The 18,964-nt window shown below is 66.3% G+C and carries 22 protein-coding genes and 1 pseudogene; 14 read left to right on the top strand and 9 right to left on the bottom strand.

Translation table 11 applies throughout. The features are described from left to right. Positions 1–116 precede the first annotated feature (116 nt). The gene (locus tag Pth03_RS29110; RefSeq protein ID WP_203947609.1) at positions 117–797 is read left to right on the top strand and encodes a hemerythrin domain-containing protein; all 681 of its coding nucleotides are present in this window, start codon (positions 117–119) and stop codon (positions 795–797) included. A 67-nt stretch (positions 798–864) separates the two neighbouring features. On the opposite strand, the gene Pth03_RS29105 is transcribed toward Pth03_RS29110, so the two are convergent. Both Pth03_RS29105 and Pth03_RS29100 read right to left on the bottom strand, forming a co-directional pair. Then, the gene (locus tag Pth03_RS29105; protein WP_203947608.1) at positions 865–1,803 is read right to left on the bottom strand and encodes a helix-turn-helix domain-containing protein; all 939 of its coding nucleotides are present in this window, start codon (positions 1,801–1,803) and stop codon (positions 865–867) included. Positions 1,804–2,121: 318 nt separating this feature from the next. Next, positions 2,122–2,868, bottom strand: a complete 747-nt coding sequence (locus tag Pth03_RS29100) for an SDR family oxidoreductase (protein WP_203947607.1) — start codon at positions 2,866–2,868, stop codon at positions 2,122–2,124. A 142-nt stretch (positions 2,869–3,010) separates the two neighbouring features. On the opposite strand from Pth03_RS29100, the gene Pth03_RS29095 reads away from it, so the two are divergent. Beyond that, on the top strand, positions 3,011–3,451 hold the full coding sequence (locus Pth03_RS29095; RefSeq protein ID WP_203947606.1) for a hypothetical protein: 441 nt from the start codon (positions 3,011–3,013) through the stop codon (positions 3,449–3,451). A gap of 139 nt (positions 3,452–3,590) precedes the next feature. On the opposite strand, the gene Pth03_RS29090 is transcribed toward Pth03_RS29095, so the two are convergent. Further along, on the bottom strand, positions 3,591–3,902 hold the full coding sequence (locus tag Pth03_RS29090; RefSeq protein ID WP_203947605.1) for a barstar family protein: 312 nt from the start codon (positions 3,900–3,902) through the stop codon (positions 3,591–3,593). 536 nt (positions 3,903–4,438) lie between these two features. Between Pth03_RS29090 and Pth03_RS29085 the strand changes: the two genes are divergently transcribed. Both Pth03_RS29085 and Pth03_RS29080 read left to right on the top strand, forming a co-directional pair. Beyond that, positions 4,439–5,008 carry an RNA polymerase sigma factor gene (locus Pth03_RS29085; RefSeq protein ID WP_203947604.1) on the top strand — a complete coding sequence of 190 codons (570 nt, stop codon included), beginning with the start codon at positions 4,439–4,441 and terminating at the stop codon, positions 5,006–5,008. Next, on the top strand, positions 5,005–6,084 hold the full coding sequence (locus tag Pth03_RS29080; protein ID WP_203947603.1) for a hypothetical protein: 1,080 nt from the start codon (positions 5,005–5,007) through the stop codon (positions 6,082–6,084). Before Pth03_RS29085 ends, Pth03_RS29080 begins: the two co-directional genes overlap by 4 nt. Positions 6,085–6,322: 238 nt before the next feature. Here the strand turns inward: Pth03_RS29080 and Pth03_RS29075 are convergent, their stop codons facing one another. Further along, positions 6,323–7,429 carry a hypothetical protein gene (locus Pth03_RS29075; RefSeq protein ID WP_203947602.1) on the bottom strand — a complete coding sequence of 369 codons (1,107 nt, stop codon included), beginning with the start codon at positions 7,427–7,429 and terminating at the stop codon, positions 6,323–6,325. A gap of 8 nt (positions 7,430–7,437) precedes the next feature. Then, positions 7,438–8,400: a hypothetical protein gene (locus Pth03_RS29070; protein ID WP_203947601.1), complete on the bottom strand. Its 963-nt coding sequence runs from the start codon at positions 8,398–8,400 to the stop codon at positions 7,438–7,440. A 730-nt stretch (positions 8,401–9,130) separates the two neighbouring features. On the opposite strand from Pth03_RS29070, the gene Pth03_RS29065 reads away from it, so the two are divergent. The 4 genes from Pth03_RS29065 to Pth03_RS29050 all read left to right on the top strand — a co-directional run bounded on the left by Pth03_RS29065 (position 9,131) and on the right by Pth03_RS29050 (position 11,036). Continuing rightward, a complete protein-coding gene (locus Pth03_RS29065; protein ID WP_203947600.1) occupies positions 9,131–9,463 on the top strand; it encodes a DUF6247 family protein in 333 nt (110 codons plus the stop codon). Further along, the gene (locus tag Pth03_RS29060; RefSeq protein WP_203947599.1) at positions 9,464–9,709 is read left to right on the top strand and encodes a hypothetical protein; all 246 of its coding nucleotides are present in this window, start codon (positions 9,464–9,466) and stop codon (positions 9,707–9,709) included. 267 nt (positions 9,710–9,976) lie between these two features. After that, positions 9,977–10,126 (top strand): hypothetical protein, encoded by a 150-nt coding sequence (locus Pth03_RS29055; protein WP_203947598.1) that lies wholly within the window; start codon positions 9,977–9,979, stop codon positions 10,124–10,126. A 268-nt stretch (positions 10,127–10,394) separates the two neighbouring features. Next, positions 10,395–11,036: a dihydrofolate reductase family protein gene (locus Pth03_RS29050; RefSeq protein WP_203947597.1), complete on the top strand. Its 642-nt coding sequence runs from the start codon at positions 10,395–10,397 to the stop codon at positions 11,034–11,036. Positions 11,037–11,070: 34 nt separating this feature from the next. Here Pth03_RS29050 and Pth03_RS29045 read toward each other — a convergent pair whose 3' ends face one another. Continuing rightward, on the bottom strand, positions 11,071–11,526 hold the full coding sequence (locus tag Pth03_RS29045) for an ArsI/CadI family heavy metal resistance metalloenzyme (protein ID WP_203947596.1): 456 nt from the start codon (positions 11,524–11,526) through the stop codon (positions 11,071–11,073). A gap of 118 nt (positions 11,527–11,644) precedes the next feature. On the opposite strand from Pth03_RS29045, the gene Pth03_RS29040 reads away from it, so the two are divergent. From Pth03_RS29040 to Pth03_RS29030, 3 genes and pseudogenes are all read left to right on the top strand, one after another. Beyond that, the gene (locus Pth03_RS29040; protein ID WP_239119452.1) at positions 11,645–12,022 is read left to right on the top strand and encodes an ArsR/SmtB family transcription factor; all 378 of its coding nucleotides are present in this window, start codon (positions 11,645–11,647) and stop codon (positions 12,020–12,022) included. Beyond that, positions 12,019–12,444, top strand: a pseudogene (locus Pth03_RS29035) (arsenate reductase ArsC); the annotation flags it as partial. The gene Pth03_RS29040 and the pseudogene Pth03_RS29035, both read left to right, overlap by 4 nt. 21 nt (positions 12,445–12,465) lie before the next feature. Next, a complete protein-coding gene (locus Pth03_RS29030) occupies positions 12,466–12,948 on the top strand; it encodes a GNAT family N-acetyltransferase (protein WP_203947623.1) in 483 nt (160 codons plus the stop codon). A gap of 35 nt (positions 12,949–12,983) precedes the next feature. On the opposite strand, the gene Pth03_RS29025 is transcribed toward Pth03_RS29030, so the two are convergent. Further along, positions 12,984–13,628, bottom strand: a complete 645-nt coding sequence (locus Pth03_RS29025) for a response regulator transcription factor (RefSeq protein ID WP_203947595.1) — start codon at positions 13,626–13,628, stop codon at positions 12,984–12,986. After that, complete coding sequence (locus tag Pth03_RS29020; RefSeq protein WP_203947594.1) at positions 13,619–14,743, bottom strand: sensor histidine kinase; 1,125 nt, start codon at positions 14,741–14,743, stop codon at positions 13,619–13,621. Before Pth03_RS29020 ends, Pth03_RS29025 begins: the two co-directional genes overlap by 10 nt. Before the next feature lie 108 nt (positions 14,744–14,851). On the opposite strand from Pth03_RS29020, the gene Pth03_RS29015 reads away from it, so the two are divergent. From Pth03_RS29015 to Pth03_RS29005, 3 genes are read left to right on the top strand one after another with little or no spacing between them, the layout of a single operon-like run. Then, complete coding sequence (locus tag Pth03_RS29015) at positions 14,852–15,793, top strand: CPBP family intramembrane glutamic endopeptidase (protein WP_203947593.1); 942 nt, start codon at positions 14,852–14,854, stop codon at positions 15,791–15,793. A gap of 13 nt (positions 15,794–15,806) precedes the next feature. Continuing rightward, complete coding sequence (locus Pth03_RS29010) at positions 15,807–17,165, top strand: ATP-binding protein (protein ID WP_203947592.1); 1,359 nt, start codon at positions 15,807–15,809, stop codon at positions 17,163–17,165. Beyond that, on the top strand, positions 17,162–18,361 hold the full coding sequence (locus Pth03_RS29005; protein WP_203947591.1) for a tetratricopeptide repeat protein: 1,200 nt from the start codon (positions 17,162–17,164) through the stop codon (positions 18,359–18,361). The genes Pth03_RS29010 and Pth03_RS29005 overlap by 4 nt, the downstream gene beginning before the upstream one ends. 17 nt (positions 18,362–18,378) lie before the next feature. On the opposite strand, the gene Pth03_RS29000 is transcribed toward Pth03_RS29005, so the two are convergent. Then, complete coding sequence (locus Pth03_RS29000) at positions 18,379–18,792, bottom strand: hypothetical protein (protein WP_203947590.1); 414 nt, start codon at positions 18,790–18,792, stop codon at positions 18,379–18,381. Between the last annotated feature and the right edge of the window lie 172 nt (positions 18,793–18,964).

Raw genomic sequence — 18,964 nt, 5'->3', positions numbered from 1 at the left:
TGCTCAGGCTGACGTGGGTCCTCCGGCCCTTTGGTCCAGTGCGTGACCACGAGGTTGATCAGCCCCGGCTTGAAGTGAAGCCTTCATCACTCTCACCAGAAAACAGGTAATGGATAATGCAACAGAATTTCGACGCCCGCGAAATGGAAATGCTACACAAGATGTTCCGGCGTGAGTTCTCGCTCGCGCCCGGACTGGTTCGACGCGTCGAGCATGGCGATCAGGAGCGTACTGAGGTTGTCGCGTGGCACCTGACCTTCATCCTCACCGCTCTGCACAACCATCACCACTTCGAGGACGATGAGGTTTGGCCATTTCTTCTCGAACGTGGTTCCGACGCCATCTCTCCGCACGTTCGCCACGTTCAAGAACAACACGAGGGGATCGAATCAGCCACCTCTGAGATGACCGACGCCGTTGCCGCCTGGAAAAGGGATGCCACAGCCGAGTCAGGCGAGGTGCTGGCGCGGGCCGTTGATCGCCTGGTTCCTCTTCTGCTTCAGCACATGGCGTACGAGGAACAATATGTGGTGCCCGTCATGGAGAAACACATCAGCCGGGCGGAGTGGAATCTCATGATTCAGGCTGGAGCGGCGAATCTCGTGCCGGAGGACATGCCCCTTGAGTTCGGCATGATGATGTACGAGGGAGATCCGGAGATCGTGGCCGATGCCATCTCTAAAATGCCCGAAGAGCTTAGCTCTGTCATCAGTGCCATGGCAAGGGAGGCATATGCCGTCCACGCAGAACGAATCCACGGAACCACCAATCCGCCTCGCAGTACCGACGTTGCCTGAGCCTCGATCATTGCGATGATTGTTTAGGCCCGGTCCCGGCTTGCGTGGGCAAGGCACGCCCGGTCCCTTATCGCAGGTTCCTCATGTATTCGCTCGGCATGAAACCGAACTCCTGCTGAAAGAGCTTCGCAAAATATCCGCTGCTGGTGAAACCCCATCGTTCGGCCACATCATGGATGCTCGTCACGCCGCTCGCGGCATCCAGCTCTCTCTTGAGACGTCGCAGACGTGCCGTTCGTATGTACGAGGCGATGCTTTGATCTTTGTCTGCGAACGATCGATAGAGAGTACGTTTCGATACGTGCAGCGCCGCCGCCACTGTAGAAGGACTGAGTTCCGGGTCGCGCAGGTTGTCGTCGATGAAATCCACGGCCGCCGAGTAAAGTCCGGGGGCCGCCTCGGGCATATTCTCCTCGAGCACGGTGGCGGCCATGCCGATTATGGACTCGTTTACGCTCGCCAAGGCCTTGCGCGACAGGACGGGGCCGTTTTTCAGGCGAAGTGCGTACGAGTGGCAAAAGTCGAACAGCATGTCCGCCACGCTGTCAAAAGGGGCGAACTCTCCCTTCGGGCGGAGAATCCCCTCGGGGAGGCTCAACTGCCTCAGGCGAAGGCGAGGAATCGCGATGAGGCTGATGTTCTGGTAGAGGGGGGTATAGCACGTGAATCCCTGCTCCGTTGACAAGGCATAAGCGTCCCCAGCCGAAATATCAATTGGGCCGCCCGCCAACGTGACGCGTCCGCTGCCCTCGCCCACCCGTGTGATCGTGACCAAATCCTCGGAAATTCCTTCCTTCCAGACGGTCATCGATGTCGTCCGCGCGTTCACGAATGTAATTTCGCCGACCTGGCACGCCAGCAAACCGAACGCGAGGTCCTTCACCTTCAGCCAGTCGTGGCGGACGCTCCCTGCTACTCCCAGCAGGGACTGGACCATCTCGATTTCATCCTGGTCACGCAGGGCTTTGAACTCACGGCTGTAGATTTTCGGCACATCCGTGGACACTCGCTCGCTCCCCGTCGACAGCCGGCTCGGCGTTTTTCCACTGCAGCGCATAAGCCCACGTCGGGCGTTCTGTCCGATCCCCCATATGATCGCGCGGCTTAGCGTTCTACCAAGATCCGGACAAACCGCTCACGCTGCCACACAGCATACGACTGCCCCCGTGCTCTTCGCCGACTACGGCCGGAGTCAGCAGACCGCGTACGAGCGCCTTCGTCCAGCCACGCCTCCACGGTCACCGGTCACGGATCGGATGGATCAAGGCCGCTCTCGTCGTCCCAATTCATCTGAGCGGTGTCAGGGTCAATGAACACCTAGTCGTCATGCGGGCATCGCAGGGACCTTCTCCCTGAGCCAGTCGGCGAATGTCTGGGTGCCACGAGGACCGGGGCCGGTCGGAAGCAGGCCACCACTGCTCATCCCGCCGGGAAAGTACAGGGGCAGGACCGGGCGCCGGGGGGCGCCGCCCGCGGCGATGAGGCGCCGGACCATGTCGACCAGCGACTCGACCCGCGGGCCGGCGAGCTCGGGGGCCATCGCCTGCGGCGATCCGGGGGCGAGGTCGGCGAGGAGTTCGGCCACTTCCCATGCGGCGACGGGCTGGACCCGCCCCGTCGGTACCACCGCGATCGGCCCGGGCACGCCGCTCAGCACCTGACCCACGAACTCGTGGAACTGCGTCGCCCGCAGAATGGTCCACGGCACCGCCCCCTCCCGGACGATCTCCTCCTGCCGCAGCTTGCCCGTGTAGTACGGGTACTTGACCCGGTCGACCCCGACGATCGACAGCGTCACGAGGTGCCGTACCCCAGCCCGCTCGGCCGCCCCGACGAGATGCCGCCCCGCCTTGTCGAAGAAGTCCACCGACACCGACTTGCGGGTCGTGATCACATTGCTGACATCGATAACCGCCTCGGCCCCCGCCAGCGCCGCATCCAGCCCGGACCCGCTCAGCAGATCGACGCCCTGCCCGCGCGACACCACCACGGGCACATGCCCGCGAGCCCGCAGCGCCTCCACTACGAGCCGCCCGGCCACCCCGGTGCCACCGGCAACTGCGATCTTCATGACTGCTCCCGTCCCTCTCGGCGCTGTACGAGAGAAGGACAATGGGGCCACGAATCTTGTGACAGCTCGTCCCGTGACCGGAGTCACACCACACCAGCTCGGGTGCCCTTCACGAAGACCTCAAGCCAGTCGTCATCTATGTATGAAACCTGGATCCATCAAGAATTGGCTGCGAGGCGGGCTGCTCACCTTGGCCGCGTTGCAGACGGTCGTCTCGGTTTGGCAGTACGTCTTCCCTCTCTCGTTCTACGACGACTTCCCAACAGTGAAACTCGATCCTCCGTACAACGAGCACCTGATCTCCGACGTCGGCGGCCTCGGGCTCGCGTTGACCGGCATGTTGTACTTCGCCGCCTGGGTGCTCGATAGCAAGGTCGTCCTGTCGGCGCTCATCGGCTATCTGATCTACGCAGCCACACACTTCGCCTTCCACGTCCGGCACTTCGACCACTTCTCGCTTCTTGAGGCCTTCGGGGTGGGCACCGGGCTCGGCATCGAGGTGGCACTCGCGCTCGTGCTTCTCTACGTCGGCTGGCGAGTGCACCGGGCGGAGTCCGCTGCGGTACAAGCACTGAGGCCGTGACCCGCCGCAGCTTTTCTGACCGGAAGCCGACATGAGAACCTTCTGGACCGTCACCACTTGGATCCTCCCGGCTCCGGGTTGATCGCCAAAGGTTGGTTCGTTCCTCACCCGTGCGTAGATGGCTGAGGTAGGTGCCTGATCAGGCAGGCGGAGTGCGCGCGCCGAGCAATTCGAAGGTGAAGCGCTCGCGCCAGTTCCATTCCGCATCCTGCGCCTGAACGCGCGTGAGAATGCTGCAGATTTTGTCGAAGACCTCGGTCCCGAGGTTCGCTCTGCTCTCCTCCCAGTGGGTCCACACCAGCTCCACCGGCCGTTCTACGTCGGTGCTCAACCTGTCCCAAAGCGCGTCCAGGTTGTGCCCGTAGTAGGGACCGAAGTCCAGCGGCACCGCCAGTAGCCGGTGGAAATCAGCTTCCGACCTGACCTGCCGCCCATCTACCACCACGCGCATAGGGCCCTCCCGGTCACTCACGGGCCACCGTTCTTCACGCCGAGGCCTCGGTTGACGATCTCGCCCATGCGGATAGACCGTGGCCGCTTTCGTGCTGGAGTGTCCCACGCGGGTCATCAGTTCCTTGAGCGTCGCGCCCGTGGCCGCCGCAAGCGTGTCACCCGTGTGCCGAAGGTCACGGAACCTTTGTGAGGCTGCCGCGCTACGTTGGTTCGAACCCAACACCCCCATCACCTGCGGAAACGGCTTGACGGCTGTGGATGCACGGCTATGCGGGCCGTACTTGCCTGTCCCACGTGTCGCCTTGTAGCGCCCTGGACCGGCGGGTTGCGGGATCGGACAGGTTGAGCGCGGTCTGTGGCAGCTGCCGTCGTTCGGAATGACAAGGAAATCAGCACGACCGGAGACGCGGTCCCCTCATCCCCCAGCAGCATTCCCAGGCCGATGGGTCCGTCTCGCGCATCGCTCTTCTCGGCTCTGAACGCTTTGGGGGGCGAATCGACAATCCCAAGGTGAAAGGCAAGTCAAGGAGGATCATGACGTCAGACGCGGAACTGATAGGCAGATCGCTCGCTGGCGACGGGGAAGCCTTCGTGGAGGTGATCTGCCGCCACGAGAGTGCTGTCGGGGCGTACCTCGCGCGGCGAGTGGGACGTGAAGCGGCCGAGGACCTTCTCGGCGATGTGTGGGTGGCGGCCTTCGAGTCCCGGAGGACCTATGACCGGTCGTTCCCCGAAGCACGGCCGTGGCTGTACGGCGTGGCGCTGAACAGGCTGCGGCATTACTGGCGGTCCCGGCCGGCCGAGGATCTCGTACCGGACGTGACGAGCATGGCGAACGGGTGGGATCCCTGGCCGGCGGTGGACGCCCGCGTGGACACTCTCGCGGTGCTCCGGGCGGCCCTGGAAAAGCTCCGGCCAGAGGAACGAGACGTGCTGACCCTGGTCGCATGGGAGGACCTGACCGTCGCCGATGCCGCGCGGGCGCTCCGCATGCCGGCCGGGACGGCACGCCGCCTGCTGCACCAGGCCCGGATGACGCTGCGGAACACGCCGGACGTGGCCGCGCTATTGACCGATCTCAACAGTGTGAAGGAGAGCAAGTGAACGTGGACGAGATGGACCTGGTCAGCCAGCTGAAGGATGTCGCACCCCTGCGGCCGGAGGCGTACGAGCGGGCGCGGGCGACGCTGCGGGGAGCGATGGCCGAGGCCGAGCCCGCACGGGTGCAGGAGCTGGCTCCGGTGCGGGGAAAGAGATCTTCCTGGGCGCGTAACCGCCGCAGGACCCTGGGGGCCGGCATCGGCGCCGGCCTCTTGGCGCTCGCGGCGGGGACGGCCGTCGTGCTCGTCGCCCCGTCGACGCACCAGTCCGTGGCGCCGACCGCCGCGTCGGCCTCGCAGGCACCCGGCGGCAATATCAAGCTGGTGTCCCTGGTGACCGACATCAAGGCAAGTGACGGCTCGCTGCCGGGAGACGCGTCGCTGGTCGTCAACACCCAGACCATTACCGGCAGGACGCCATATGTCACCTACAGCCTGTACACCGACAGCGGCGAGTACTACGTGACGGACACCCAGAACGCCCTCCCAGGGGCGATCGCGGGTCGTGACAACCTCGCCGAGGACGTGAACGCCCGTGAGGTGGCGGCGGCGCGCTTCGCGGCGACCGGTGACCTCGACGCCGCCCGGAAGCAGATGATCAACGCCACGCCCAACCCGTTCGGGCTGGGCCTCAGCCCCGCCGAGCAGAAGGCGGCATGGGACAAGGCCCTGGCCGAGGAGGCGAAGATCCTCAAGCAGAAGGGGGTCACGACCCCGCCGAAGCGGCCCACCGGCAAGGCCCTCGAGGGTCTCATCAACAACCACCTCTGGATCAACAGCGTTGACGCGCTGGCCCGGGGGGCGGCCAACCCGGAGATCCGGGCGGGCGTGCTCCGCCTGATTTCCACCATTCCCGACGTCACCGTCAAGGATTCGACGACCGGCGGGCAGCCCACGCTGACCCTCACGGCGGGATCGGCACTGTTCCAGGGCAGCGCCGAACAGGTGCTGACGATCAGCGCCAAGACCGGGATGCCGGTCAGCTCCGCGGTCGGTGCCCCGGGCAAGAAGGCGGATTCCGTGACCACCTTCAAGGTCTCCCGGGTAACGGTGGCCGACGTCAAGGCCGGCAAGTTCTGACCACATTAGGCACCCGGAACTCAGCCGGGCTTTGACCGTACGGGCCGTCCTTCTCGGGGGCGGGCGGCCCGTACGGTCGCTTCGTCGTGCCGGCCGAGTCGCGTCCGACGGCGAGTCGGTCAGATCCAGTACGGCGAACGCGATCGCGAAGGGCGTGAACGAGTCCCCGAACGCCGACGCCGTGTGCCCGATCTAGCAGCGACGTGCGTCGGACGGAGCCGCGGACCGCGCGCGTCATTCAGGCCACGCGCAGAGAGCTGATCATGGTGTTGATGTCCGGCCAGAGCTTCTTGTGGGATTCGGGCAGGTCGACCCAGAGATAGGAGGGCCGCACGCGGCCGGTGTCGACCACGATGACGGCCGACAGATCCATCTTCGCCTGGACCCCGGGCTTGTCGAAATGCATCTCACGGACGATCACCCAGCCCGACCGGCCGCTCACCTTGATCGGTTGGGAGGCGACATCACGGCCCCGCACGCTTTCGTCGAAGTTGTAGATCTGCCGGCTGTCCTGCACGGCCGAGGTCAATACGCGCAACCGATCCCGTCCGGTGGCCTGATCCATGAGATCCCCGTCCACCACTCCGGAGGCGATGAGCGCCTCCCATTTCGGTTCCGTGTCGAAGCTCTGCTGGCGGCTGAACCCGTCCAGCTGAGGGTCGGTCCGGCGACTGTTGTTCCACGCACCGCCCAGTTCCGCGTAGGACAGATGCGCATCGGGATCGGTGACCCGCCGCGCGACAGGTGAGCCGGTGCCGGGGTAACGCTCGACCGCGACGACCTTGGTGAGCCGGGCTTCGCCCGGGAGAATCCCGGATGGAGCCGTGGTCGGGGGCACCGTCGCGCCGGGCAGCGGCTTGTAAAGGCCGGCGAAACCCTCGCAGATCGCGATGGCGTGCTTCCCGAACTCGGAGGACTGCCGTACGACCACACCGTCGGCCAGGACTGTGCACATGACGTTCCCTGCGCCGTTACGCGAGAGGTTCTCAACCTGCACATGGGTGTGATCCTCCCGGTCGAACCGGAACGTCACCCGGAACGGCAGTGCGGCGCCGTCCTTGCTCTCCTGGCCGTGCGGGGTTTGGTACGAGACGTCGGCGGTGCGCCTGTCACCAGTGATCAGGTATGTGATCTCGACATCACCGCCAGTCCCTTCTTTCTTGCCGCCGGCGATCGAGCCGGCCCGCTGGCCGGGAGCGTCATCGGCTATCGCCGGCCCGAGAATCAGAGCGGCACCCACGAAGATCTGCAACAGCGTCAGCAGGCCTCCGGCGACGCGTAGCCCCGCGGGAACGCGACCGAAGGTCTGCCGCCCGGCGGCGGAGAACGTCCTGGTTGTGTCCATGCCCGTCCTCACGCCCGCTCTGCGGTGGGAAGAGCAAGCCCCTGCCCCGCCTGTCGTGCTTCCCCGACCGTACGGCGCAGCTGCAGCAGCCCGCTCCGTTCGGCGAGTTCATCGATCTCGGCGACCGCGAGTTCGTCACGCACGGTGCGCGCGAGAATGTCGCGGGTGTCGTCGGTGAGTTCCTCCAGTTCCTGCACCCTCCGCCACTCGCGGTACGCCTCGTCGGCGCTCTGGGCGTATTGCGCGTACCGCTCCAAGGCGTTCACTCGCAGCACCAGCGCATCGGCCGACGTCTTCAGCGCTTGCCGCTGAGGTTCGAGGACCTCCGTCACTTGAGGGCTGGGCTTGCCGTCCCCCAGGGTCATCTGTACCTGTGTCGCTACTCGGGTGAGCTCGGCCAGTGCCTGTGCGATCTCCCATTCCTGCTGAGGCAGGGTCACCGCGTTGGCCGTGTCGTCCAGCAGGCCCGCCGCGTTGACCTCGGACTCGACGACAGTGGTGATGGAGGCCTGCGCCCGCTGCATCTGCGCCAGCAAGGAGACCCCGACGAACGGCCGCAAGCGCGAAGTGCCGAAGTCGGCGTCGACGTAGTAGCGGCCGTGATGGCGCCTGGCCAACTCGGCCTTCTCATCCTCCCCGCAACCGAGAATGAAGATCAACACCCAGCTCGCCGCTTGGAGAACCGTCCCCGCCAGCAGGAAGTACCCCAGGCCTCCCCACCACCAGACGGACAGGAGCCCTGCCTGAGCGATCGCTCCGAGCGCCAGCCCCACCCGCCCCAGCAGGAATGACGCGCCCACAACCGGCAGGAAGCCGCACAGCGTCGCCAGCTGAACGGCGGCTACGGCATCACCTCGAGTACGGCCGCCCCAGCGCGGCGCGGCCGGAGGGGGCGCACCCGCAGGGGTGAGTTCACCCACAGCCGATTCCAGCATTCCGCGGTCGGCGTGGGGCAGCGATGGATCCACCACCGGCCGTAGCGTTGCTCCCAATTGTCCACTCCCACGGATTGAGTGGGCTGATTGTGGCATAAAGCCCGATCTTCTGGAGGAATGCGCGGTTTGGACATCCAGGGCCTGATTCTCCCCACGCCACCTGGCCGATCATCGTGCGGCGCCTCATGGCTTGGCATCCGGCAGTCGGCCGCTAGGGCGTCCAGTTCGCTGATGAGTTCGGGGCTCCTGGGCGGCCCCCGGCGGGGTAGCAGGGAGGGGAGCGCCGTACCGAACCCGGCCATGCGGATCACGTCTTCGATTCGGCCCTCTAGGTCGTCCGGCCAGGGAAAGGCAGGCGGGTCGATCGACAGGGAGACACAGTCGCGCTCATGAGCCTGGCCCTCCCGCCGGAAAGTGATCGTCTGCCAGATCCGTGCTAGATCGAACGGCGAGCAGCGGGGACCGACGGGAAGTCACGGGGACTCGACCGCCCTTGACCTGAACCCCCATTTCCCAGCTCGGAAGGAAAGGTCAGTATCCGATTCCCGAGCTGACAGCGCGGGCCCGATTCACCCGCTCCGCACACAAAGGCCCAGTTCAGAGGACATTTTCCGATCGGACCTTGATCTTCTCCAGGTCCACTGGCCGGACCGTCGCTCTCGTCCTCGTTCGTGCCGCGATCTGCCCGGCGCATTCGTGGACGCCATCTCCACCCAGAACATCGCAGCTCCTCTGTAGTCTCTGTAGACGGGGAAGGGAGCTGGCCATGTCTGCGCAACCACACGACTTCATGCCCGCTGATTCACCGTTGCCGGAGAAGAATCTGCGGGCCATACGGGCCGCGCTCGTCATCCCTCAGGACCGCGAAGCCTTCGACGCCGGCCTGAAGGCTGTGCTCGACGAGGTCAGAGTCAGCCTTGATCTCGGGGCGTTGAACGCCTTCGTACACCGCTGGTGGATTTCTGCCTGCGACTCCGTGCGGGACCCTGAAGGCCGCCGTCAAATGCACATCCGGGCCGGACAGGTCCTGGCCGGCGACATCGCACTTGAGGGAAAGCCGTGGCGCGAGATCCTCGCCGCCCGCGGAATCGACGTGTAGGTGTACAAGCTCGTCGTCGATCCGATCGCTGAAGAACAGACCGCCGCTCTACCCGACGAAGCATTGCGGCCGCTCGCGGAGTTGTTCACGCTCCTGGAAACCGCCCCATGGAGCGGAGAACCGTACAACGCGGCCAATCCCAAAGCGAACATGCTCACCCACGCCTTCGGCGAACGTGGCCTCGCCACCTACATCGTCTTGGAAGACCAGCGTGAGACCTACCTCGTTCGCATCGAGTGGCCGTAACCCTCGACCAGCGTGAACGATCAGCCAAAGGGACGTGGCCCAGTTGCCAGCGGTCCAACCCGCCCCAGGTCCGTCCCCTTTCCTGTGGGCGGAACGACGGCGGAGGGATGATCCGGTGGGTGGGTTATACGGCAGGACCGCACGCCGTTGGTCGTAGCAGTTCTGGGGTTTCAGGTGCAGATACGTTCTGGACATGGAGATTCCCGATCTTGCCGACCTGATCTGGCTCTTCGAAGACGAGCCGGAGCCTCCGTATGAGGATCTCGATTGGCCCATCGGCGATTGTCGATCGACCGGGGAACGGATCACGAAGGGCTCATCCTCTGGTTCGAGGACGAGGATCAGGAGCCGATCCAGATCCAGACGAAACCCTCCATCAACCTGACGTGGTACCTGAAGGCGCCCGGTGTGTGGTGACCGAGAGGCGGCTCCGCAGGCCAGCATCGTGATCACCGTGCCATTAAGCCCGGTAAGAGGATCATCGCTGTTGTCCTTCACGCCGAGTCCCTACCTGACGATCTCTCACATCGTGGCGGCGGTCGCACGATTCCTTGGCGGCGTGCTGGAGTGACTCCTGCGGGTCATCAGTTTCCTTGAGAGTCGCGCCCGATCGTCGATGAGTTTGCGTACGGAGGCCGGTCTAAGTTCGTGCCGGCACAATCCGGAACGGAAGAAGGTGGACAGCATGGGCACAATCCACATCGACCTGTTCGCGACGCTCGACCTGGTTGGCCAGGCGCCGGGTGATTCCGAGGAGGACCCCGACGGCTTCCCGTTCGGGGGATGGCAGGCGCCCTTGTTCGACGAGACGGTCGGCCGGCACGTCGGTGCCGGAATGGAGGGCATGGACGCCCTGCTGCTGGGCCGCAAGACCTACGACATCTTCGCCGCGTTCTGGCCGGGCCAGGTCGACGGCGTCGACGGCGGGATCGCCACGCTGTTCAACAACATCCCGAAGTACGTCGCCTCGCGAGGCAACCCGGATCTGGGCTGGGCGGGCTCGACACAGCTGGGACCCGACCTGGTGAGCGCCGTGCACGAGCTGCGTGACAGGCATGAGCACGTCCATGTGATCGGAAGCCTGAACCTGGTGCAGACCCTCCTGCACGAGCGCCTCTTCGACCGGCTCGACCTGTGGCTCTTCCCCATCGTGCTCGGCGTCGGCAAGAAGGTGTTCGACGGCGGTGCGGTGCCTGCCAACCTGATGCTCCTCGAGCCGCCCGTCGCCTCGTCCAAAGGAGCTGTGCTCCTGCGTTACGGCCTGGGTACGGGCACCCCTGGCACCGGGGACATGCGACGCGAAGACCGCGGCGTTGCTTCGAACTGAACCGGATAGCGGGTGATCACCGGACGGTACGCCCTCAGCAGCAGGACGACGCGACCACGGGCGCCTGGCCGGTGGTGTCGGATGGGGCGCAGCAGATGGAGCCGGTTTCCTTGGTCGGATTGTCGGAGTCGGCCTTGACCACGTAGACCTCCCACGGTTCGCTGCCGGGACCGGTGACCCACACCTTGTCCTGTACGGCGTAGCAGCAGGTGGTGTCGTTCTCTTCGAAGGTCGCCAGCCCGGCCCGCCTGAGGCGCTCGGTCGCGGCGGTGACCTGGCCGGTGTCTTCGACCTCGACGCCGAGGTGGTCCATCCGGGTCGGCTCGTCGCCCTCGCCTTCGAGGAGCACGAGCTTCATTGGGGGCTCGGTGATGGCGAAGTTGGCGTAGCCGGGCCGGCGCTTGGCCGGTTCGACGCCGAACAGCTTGGAGTAGAACGCGACGGACCCTTCCAGGTCTGCCACGCGCAGGGCTAGTTGTACGCGAGACATCTGAGCTCTCTCCCTGGGATCGAAGAGGCGAGTCGGCCACCTCTGATTCGATGAACTTCTAATCAGCGCTGATGGTGTGAGTTTGCACTGCTGCATAGATGGGTGTCAAATTAGAGATGTGTCGAATCAATTGTTGCCGGTCGTGGACGTCTCCGCCGACGCGTGCTGCGCGCCGCTGGTGTCCCAGCCCTTGAACGAGGCCGAGACGATGGAGCTCGCTCCGCTGTTCAAAGCACTCGCCGACCCGGTCCGGTTGCGCCTGCTCTCGCTCATCGCCTCCCATGAAGGGGGCGAGGCGTGCGTGTGTGACCTGACCGTCCCATTCGACCTGACCGCGCCGACGATCAGTCACCATCTCAAGGTGCTCAAGCAAGCCGGGCTCATCGAGTCCGAACGCCGTGGAACCTGGGTCTACTACTGGATCAACCCAGAGGTTCTGGCCCGGATGTCCGCCCTGCTCGGCCCCGCCACCGCGTTGACCGGCAGTCCCGCATGAACACAAGCGAGCAGCTCGGTTCGGCCGATGTCCCCGAGGTCCTGTTCGTATGCGTACACAATGCGGGACGCTCGCAGATGGCCGCCGCCCTGCTCGACCACCACGCACGAGGCCGGGTCCGTGTCCGCTCCGCCGGCTCCGCACCCGCCGACACGATCAACCCCGCCGTCATCGAGGTCATGCGGGAACTCGACCTCGACCTGACCAAGGAGTTCCCCAAGCCGTTGACCACCGAAGCGGTCCAGGCCGCCGACGTCGTCATCACCATGGGATGCGGCGACGCCTGCCCCGTCTTCCCCGGCAAGCGCTACCTGGACTGGGACCTCGACGACCCCGCCGGCAAGCCGGTCGACCATGTCCGGTCGATCCGAGACGACATCGACAAGCGGGTCCGTGCACTACTTGTCGAACTGGGAGCACCGCCCCTGGTCGCCATTCGCCCGATGAGGACCGACGACGCCGCCCAGGTCCTCGCCATCTACCAAGCCGGCCTCGACACCGGCAACACCGGCTTTGAAACCATTGCTCCCACCTGGGAGGCATTCGACCGCGCCAAGCTGCCCCATCACCGGCACGTCACTGTTGACATGTCCACCGGACGAATACTTGGCTGGGTCGCCGCCAGTGCCGTCTCCGACCGATGTGTCTACGCCGGAGTGGTCGAGCACTCCGTCTACGTCCACCCGGACCACTACGGCCGGGGAATCGGTACGGATCTCCTGAATGCCTTAGTCGAGTCCACCGAGGCCGCAGGCATCTGGACCATCCAATCCGGGATCTTCCCCGAGAACACCGCGAGTCTCCGCCTCCACGAGAAGGCCGGATTCCGCACCGTCGGCACCCGTCGGCGCATCGGCCGCCATCACGACCGCTGGCGTGACGTCGTCTTCATCGAGCGCCGCAGCACTATCGCGGGGACCGAGTAACTCGGCCGCTCCGCGGCGGGTCGACGGCGTACGGTCTAGGTGTGGTTGAGGTAGGCCAGCACGGCCAACACGCGGCGGTGCCCGATATCGCTTGACGGCAACCCGAGCTTGGCGAAGATGTTGCCGATGTGTTTGTGCACCGAACTTTCGACCAGAAAGAGCTTCTCGGCGATGACCTGGTTGGTGTGACCTTCGGCCATCAGGACCAGCACCTCTCGCTCTCTCCGAGTGAGGCCGTCGAGCGGGCTGTCCCGCGGCCGGGCCAGCAGCTGCGTGACTACCTCCGGATCCATCGCGGTGCCACCCTCGGCGACCCGCTGCAGCGCCGCTAGGAACTCCTCGACCCGTCCGATCTTGTCCTTGAGCAGATAACCGAGGCCGGCTGCCCCGCCCGCAAGCAGCTCGGTGGCATAGGCGGGCTCGACGTACTGCGACAGCACGAGTACCGGGAGATCTGGGCGCGTTCGACGGGCGGCGAGCGCGGCCCGGATCCCTTCGTCACGGAACGAGGGCGGGAGCCGGACATCGACGATCGTCACGTCGGGCCGGCACCGATCGACCACGGCGACGAACGCGGCGGCATCGGCCACTGTCGCCACGACTTCGTGGCCCTCTTGGCCGAGCAGCAGATTCAGCCCCTCGGCCAGCAGCACGTTGTCTTCGGCGATCACTACTCGCATGGCAGCTCCACGGTGATCGTGGTCGGGCCTCCAGGTGGACTGTCCACCGTGGTCACCCCGTCGAGGGCTGCCACCCGCCGCCGGATGCCCTGGATGCCGCTACCCCGGGTTTCGTCTGCTCCGCCTATCCCGTCGTCGGTGACCTTGACTCGTAGCGTGCCCGACACCCGTTCGACCGTGATCATGACCGTCGTGGCGGCGCCGTGCCTGGCCGCGTTCGCCAGCGCTTCCGATACGGCGTAGTACGCCGCCACCTCCACCGCAGCGGGCAGTTTCCCGATCGCCCCGGCGACCAGCCGCACGGGCGGAGTCGCCTGCGCGGCAAGGGATTGCAGCGCTCCTGACAGTCCACGGTCGGCGAGAATCGGCGGGTAGATGGTACGAATCATGCCGCGAAGCTCGTCCATGGCCGCCTCCGCCCCATCGCGCGCCTGATCCAGCAGTTTCGCCGCGGCGGGCGGGTCTGTGGAGAGCACCCGCCGCGCCATGCCGAGGCGCAGATTGATCGCGACGAGTCGGGCTTGGGTCCCATCGTGCAGATCTCGTTCGATGCGACGCAGTTCGGCTTGGTGCGTATCGACCGCACCCGCGCGGGTCTGCGCCAGGGTTTCGACGCGTGCGGCGAGCCGTTCGGTGGCCGAAGGCGCCAACAGCGCAAGGGTCAGCTGGGCATGCCAGCGGGCGAACACCGGGACCACCAGAACCGCCAGCAGCGCCGCGATGGCGATGTGCAACGCACTTGCCCAGATCGCGGTCGGCCAGTCAGTGATCGCGATGCGACTCAGCATGAGCGGCTGACCCTCCGGCGCGGCCCACCACAGCAAAGCGACGAGTGTGGCCGCCGGGACAGTGACAACAACCGCCAGGGCCAACAATCCGAACACGAAAGATATCGGGGCACTTATCATCAGCCAGCTCAGCACCCGCCGAGGTCCAAGCTGGATCCGTGAGTCACCGGTCGCCCGGCCCAGATGATTTGAGGCACGACGCCAGTGCAGTGTCGCCCACTGATTCCCGGCCGCGCGGATCCATGCCGCTGGGGCCAGCAGGAGGAACGGTAGTAGCAAGGACAGCAGCCCGGCCAACAGATAAAGCTCAGCATTCCGCACCCGCACGACCCCAAGTATCACCAAGGACCGCGGCGGAAACAGTAGAGCTGGCTACACCCTCAATCGGCAGCCTGTGCCGTGCCCGCCAGATCGGGCCAGACCTACGTTCCTGGCATGACCGTTCAAGCACGACCACTGGTGCGCAATCCGATCGCGAAAGTGCTGCAGCGCAGCCCGATCATTTCCTACTTTGTCCTGGCCTTCGGGTTGAGCTGGCTGGCCTGGCTGCCCTACCTCCTTTCACAGAACGGGATGGGCCTGCTCGATTACCGGTTCCCGACGGTGCTCGGGAGCACGCAACTGACGGGAATCCTGCCTGGCGCCTATCTCGGCCCGATCGCGGCCGGCGCAATCATGACCGCGGTAGGCGAGGGCAGACCGGGGATGCGCCGTTGGCTCAGCCGGTTTGTCGCTGTCCGGGTCAGATTCGGCTGGTACCCGCTGACCCTGCTCGGCGTCCCCCTGGTGATCGTGGGCGCGACCTTCGTGCTACCAGGTGCCGCAACCGCGTTCCGTACTCCGGACCTGGCGTTGGTCGCCCTGTACCTGCCGATGCTTGTCGTGCAGTTCTTCACCACCGGTCTCGCCGAGGAGCCAGGGTGGCGTGACTATGCCCTGCCGCACCTGCAAAACCGGTTCGGCCCGCTGGCCGGCACGCTCATTCTCGGGCCGCTGTGGGCGGCTTGGCACCTTCCACTGTTTCTTACTGAGTGGTCCCTCGGACGGGTGGACTACCGCAATATCGCCGCGTTCGTCGTGCTCTCGGTTGCGCTCAGCATCGTGCTCACCTGGGTTTTCAACCATGCCCGCGAAAGCTTGCTGATCATCATGCTGTTCCACGCCAACATCAACGCCTTCGGCTCCACGCTGTGGCCCGGGCTCTTCCCTGGGCTTCCCGTAATCGAGGCACGTTACGTGGTCGGAGCGATCGGCTTCGGCGCAGTCGCACTTGTGCTGCTCATGCTGACGCGGGGCCGACTCGGCTACGAAACGAGATCAACTCTGTCGCAGCATTTCGGTAGCCTTACGGAAATTTCGGATAGACCGAACCCATAGAAGGGACCGGGCAGTGCTCGACGACGCCGGGCTCCAGGCCCTCCGCGAAGCGGCTCGACTGTCTCCGGACAACCTCCCCCTGCGGCGGCATCTCGCCGAGCAGCTCCTGGCGAAGGGATACCTGGCCGAGGCCGAAACCGAGTACCGCGCCACGCTCCTGCTGTCACCCAAGGACCCTGACATCACGGCGGGGCTGGCCGAGGCCTTCGTCCGTCAGAGTTCCCACGGCGCCGCACTGTCCGCGCTCGAACCCTTCCTGTCCACTCCCGGCTACCCGCCGCGTCTCGGAATCCTCGCCGCCCGGGCGCTGCTGGGCGAGGGAGACGTGGCCGGGGCGGCGCACCGGTACCACGACGCGGTTTCCCGGGACTCCTCGCTGGCCGATCCCGACCTGGCCGCCCGGCTGGCGCCGCAGCCCGCCACGCCGTACCCGTCAGGGGCACATCCCGGTACGGCTCCGCCGCACAACGCGAGCGCGCCGGCCGGTGCCGAAGACAGGGAGGTCGAGCACTCCGGCGTCACCTTCGCCGATGTGGCGGGAATGGAGGCGGTCAAGGAGGCGCTGCGGGTGAAGCTCCTGCTCCCGGTCCAGCAGCCCGAACTGTTCGCCGCGTTCGGCAAGCGGGCGGGCGGCGGGGTGCTGCTGTACGGACCTCCAGGAGCGGGCAAGACCCACCTGGCCAGGGCCGCGGCGGGCGAGCTCGGCGCATCGTTCGTCAACGTCGGCCTGGCCGACATCCTGGACATGTACATCGGCTCCAGCGAGCGCAACCTGCGGGCCACGTTCGAGATGGCCCGCCGCAACCGGCCGTGCGTGCTCTTCTTCGACGAGGTCGACGCGCTCGCCGCACGCCGCTCCGACATGCGTCAGGCGCACACCCGCCAGCTGGTCAACCAGTTCCTCGCCGAGCTCGACGGCGTGGACGAGAACGCCAACGAAGGCGTCCTGGTGCTGGCGGCCACCAACGCGCCCTGGTACATCGACGTGGCGTTCCGCCGTCCCGGCCGGTTCGACCAGCTGGTGTTCGTGCCCCCGCCCGACGCCGCGGCCCGCGCCGCCATCCTGCGCATCCTCTGCCGGAACAAGCCGCTGGCCGAGATGGACTTCGACGCGGTGGCCCGGACGACAGACGGGTTCGTGGGTGCGGACCTCAAGGGCGTGGTCGACCGCGCCGTGGAGACCAAACTCCACCAGTCGATCAGCGCGGGGCGCCCCATCCCCCTGACGACGAACGATCTGCTGGCCGCGGCCCAGGCGATGCGGCCGACCGCCGTACGGGAATGGCTGTCCACCGCGCGCAACTACGTGCTGCACGCCAACGACTCCGGCGCCTGGGACGAGCTCATACCGTGGATCAAGGCCAAGCGATGACGACCGCAGTGCCGATGGAGCGAGCGCGGGCGCTGCTCGAGCTGAACCGCCCGGCGGAGGCCGAACGAGAGCTGCGCGGCCTGCTCGCCCAGGATCCCGAGAACGTCAACGGGCACGCCTACCTCAGCGTGGCCCTGACGCAGCAGCGCAGGATGCCGGAGGCGATCGGTGCGGCCAGGGAGGCCGTACGGCTCTCGCCGGACCACTGGTTCTCCCACTACGTCGCCGGGCAGGCGTACTACCGGGCCGGCTATCCACACGAGGCGGTCACCGCCGCCCGGGCGTGCCTGGCGCTCTCCCCCGAGCACGCGCCGACCTGGGACCTGCTGGCCCGGGTGTACGTCTACATCGAGCAGTGGCCGCAGGCGGCCGACGCGGCACGGCGCGGGCTCGAAGTCGACCCGGAGAACCCCGACCTGGTCAGCCTGCTCGCACTGGCCCTCACCATGCTCGGCGACGCCGTCCCGGCGAAGGAGACGGCCGCCCGGGCCGTGGGGCTGAGCCCCGAAAGCGCCATGGCCCACCTGGTGTACGGGCGGGCGCAGCTGGCCTTCGGCTCGCCCGGCGAGGCGGCCCGCGCGTTCCGTGAGGTGCTCCGCCTCGCCCCGGGGTTCGACCAGGCCAGGGACCTCCTGGTGGAGGCGCTGAAGTGGCGCAACCCCGTCTATCGCATGCTCGCGCGGCTGCGCGGCAGGTTCGCCGGCGGGTGGCGGATGCTGCTCCTGCTGCCGGCCGTACCGCCTCTCGTCGCCGTATTCGTCCTCATCGCGGTGCTTCACTGGGCGGCCTGGGTCGCCGAGGCGGTCACCACCCTGCGCCTGGCCCGTGCCAAGGCGACCAGGTTGCTCTTCGAGGGCTCGGAGGCACGGGTGGCCGCGCTGTGCTGCTGCCTGCTGGTCGCCGGTGCGGCGCTGCTCGTGACCGGCGTGGCGGCCGGCCAGGAGGCGGTGGGGGTGGCAGGCGCGGCCGTCATGGCGCTGATCACCGCCCTTCAGGAGGCGGCGCACACGAGCGCCCCGCGCGGGCGCGCCGTGCTGTACGCCTGGGTGGGTCTCCTGGGGCTCGCCATCGCCCTGTCGGCGATCCTGTCCTCCACCACCGCCGCTCTGCTCGCCACCTATGCCGGGCTGGCCACCATCTGGGTGGCCGCGGGCGTGCGTCGCCTGTTCAGGACGCGTGTGGCGAACTCGGTTTGACGGGTTGTACGGCGTGCTTACCGCGCTGATCGGACCCGGAAAAGACGGATGATCAAGTTCCACACCACCAGCGTCACGCAACTGGACGCGACGTAGAGCAGACACACGAACGGCACGAAAAACCCGCCCAACCGCCCTGGCAGGCCGGGTTCGGACAGCGCGTAGGCGTGCTGGTCGTCCCAACGCCCGGAAGGGGTGCAGATCACGCTCGTGGCCTGAGCCCCTTTCGGAGGGTAATGCAGCATCCTTACCACCATGCGGTGCTGGGCGCAGACCTGCTCGGCGGCCCGCTGGTCACCGGCTTCGACTGCTGACATCAGCGGCCACACCACCGCGATCAGCGGGAGCAGCACTACGACCACGTTCCGCATCACGAGGAGGAAGCCGGCTTTCTTCCGCGGCCGGTGCACGGGGCCGGATGCGCCGTTCATGAGGGCCGGCGTAGCGTCATGCGGAAACCTTCTCGATCACGGGCGCGCTCTCCACGTCGCAAAGTGGATCACGATAACACTCACCCGGCTTCCTTCCGGATCTGGGCACCCTCCGGGCCGACCCCACCGAGTGCCCACGCGGCCCATGAAGTGCGGGGGTTTACTACTCAGA

It is taken from the genome of Planotetraspora thailandica, assembly GCF_016863335.1.
Classification (GTDB): Bacteria; Actinomycetota; Actinomycetes; order Streptosporangiales; family Streptosporangiaceae; genus Planotetraspora; species Planotetraspora thailandica.
This window is presented reverse-complemented; position numbering and strand designations above follow the sequence as displayed.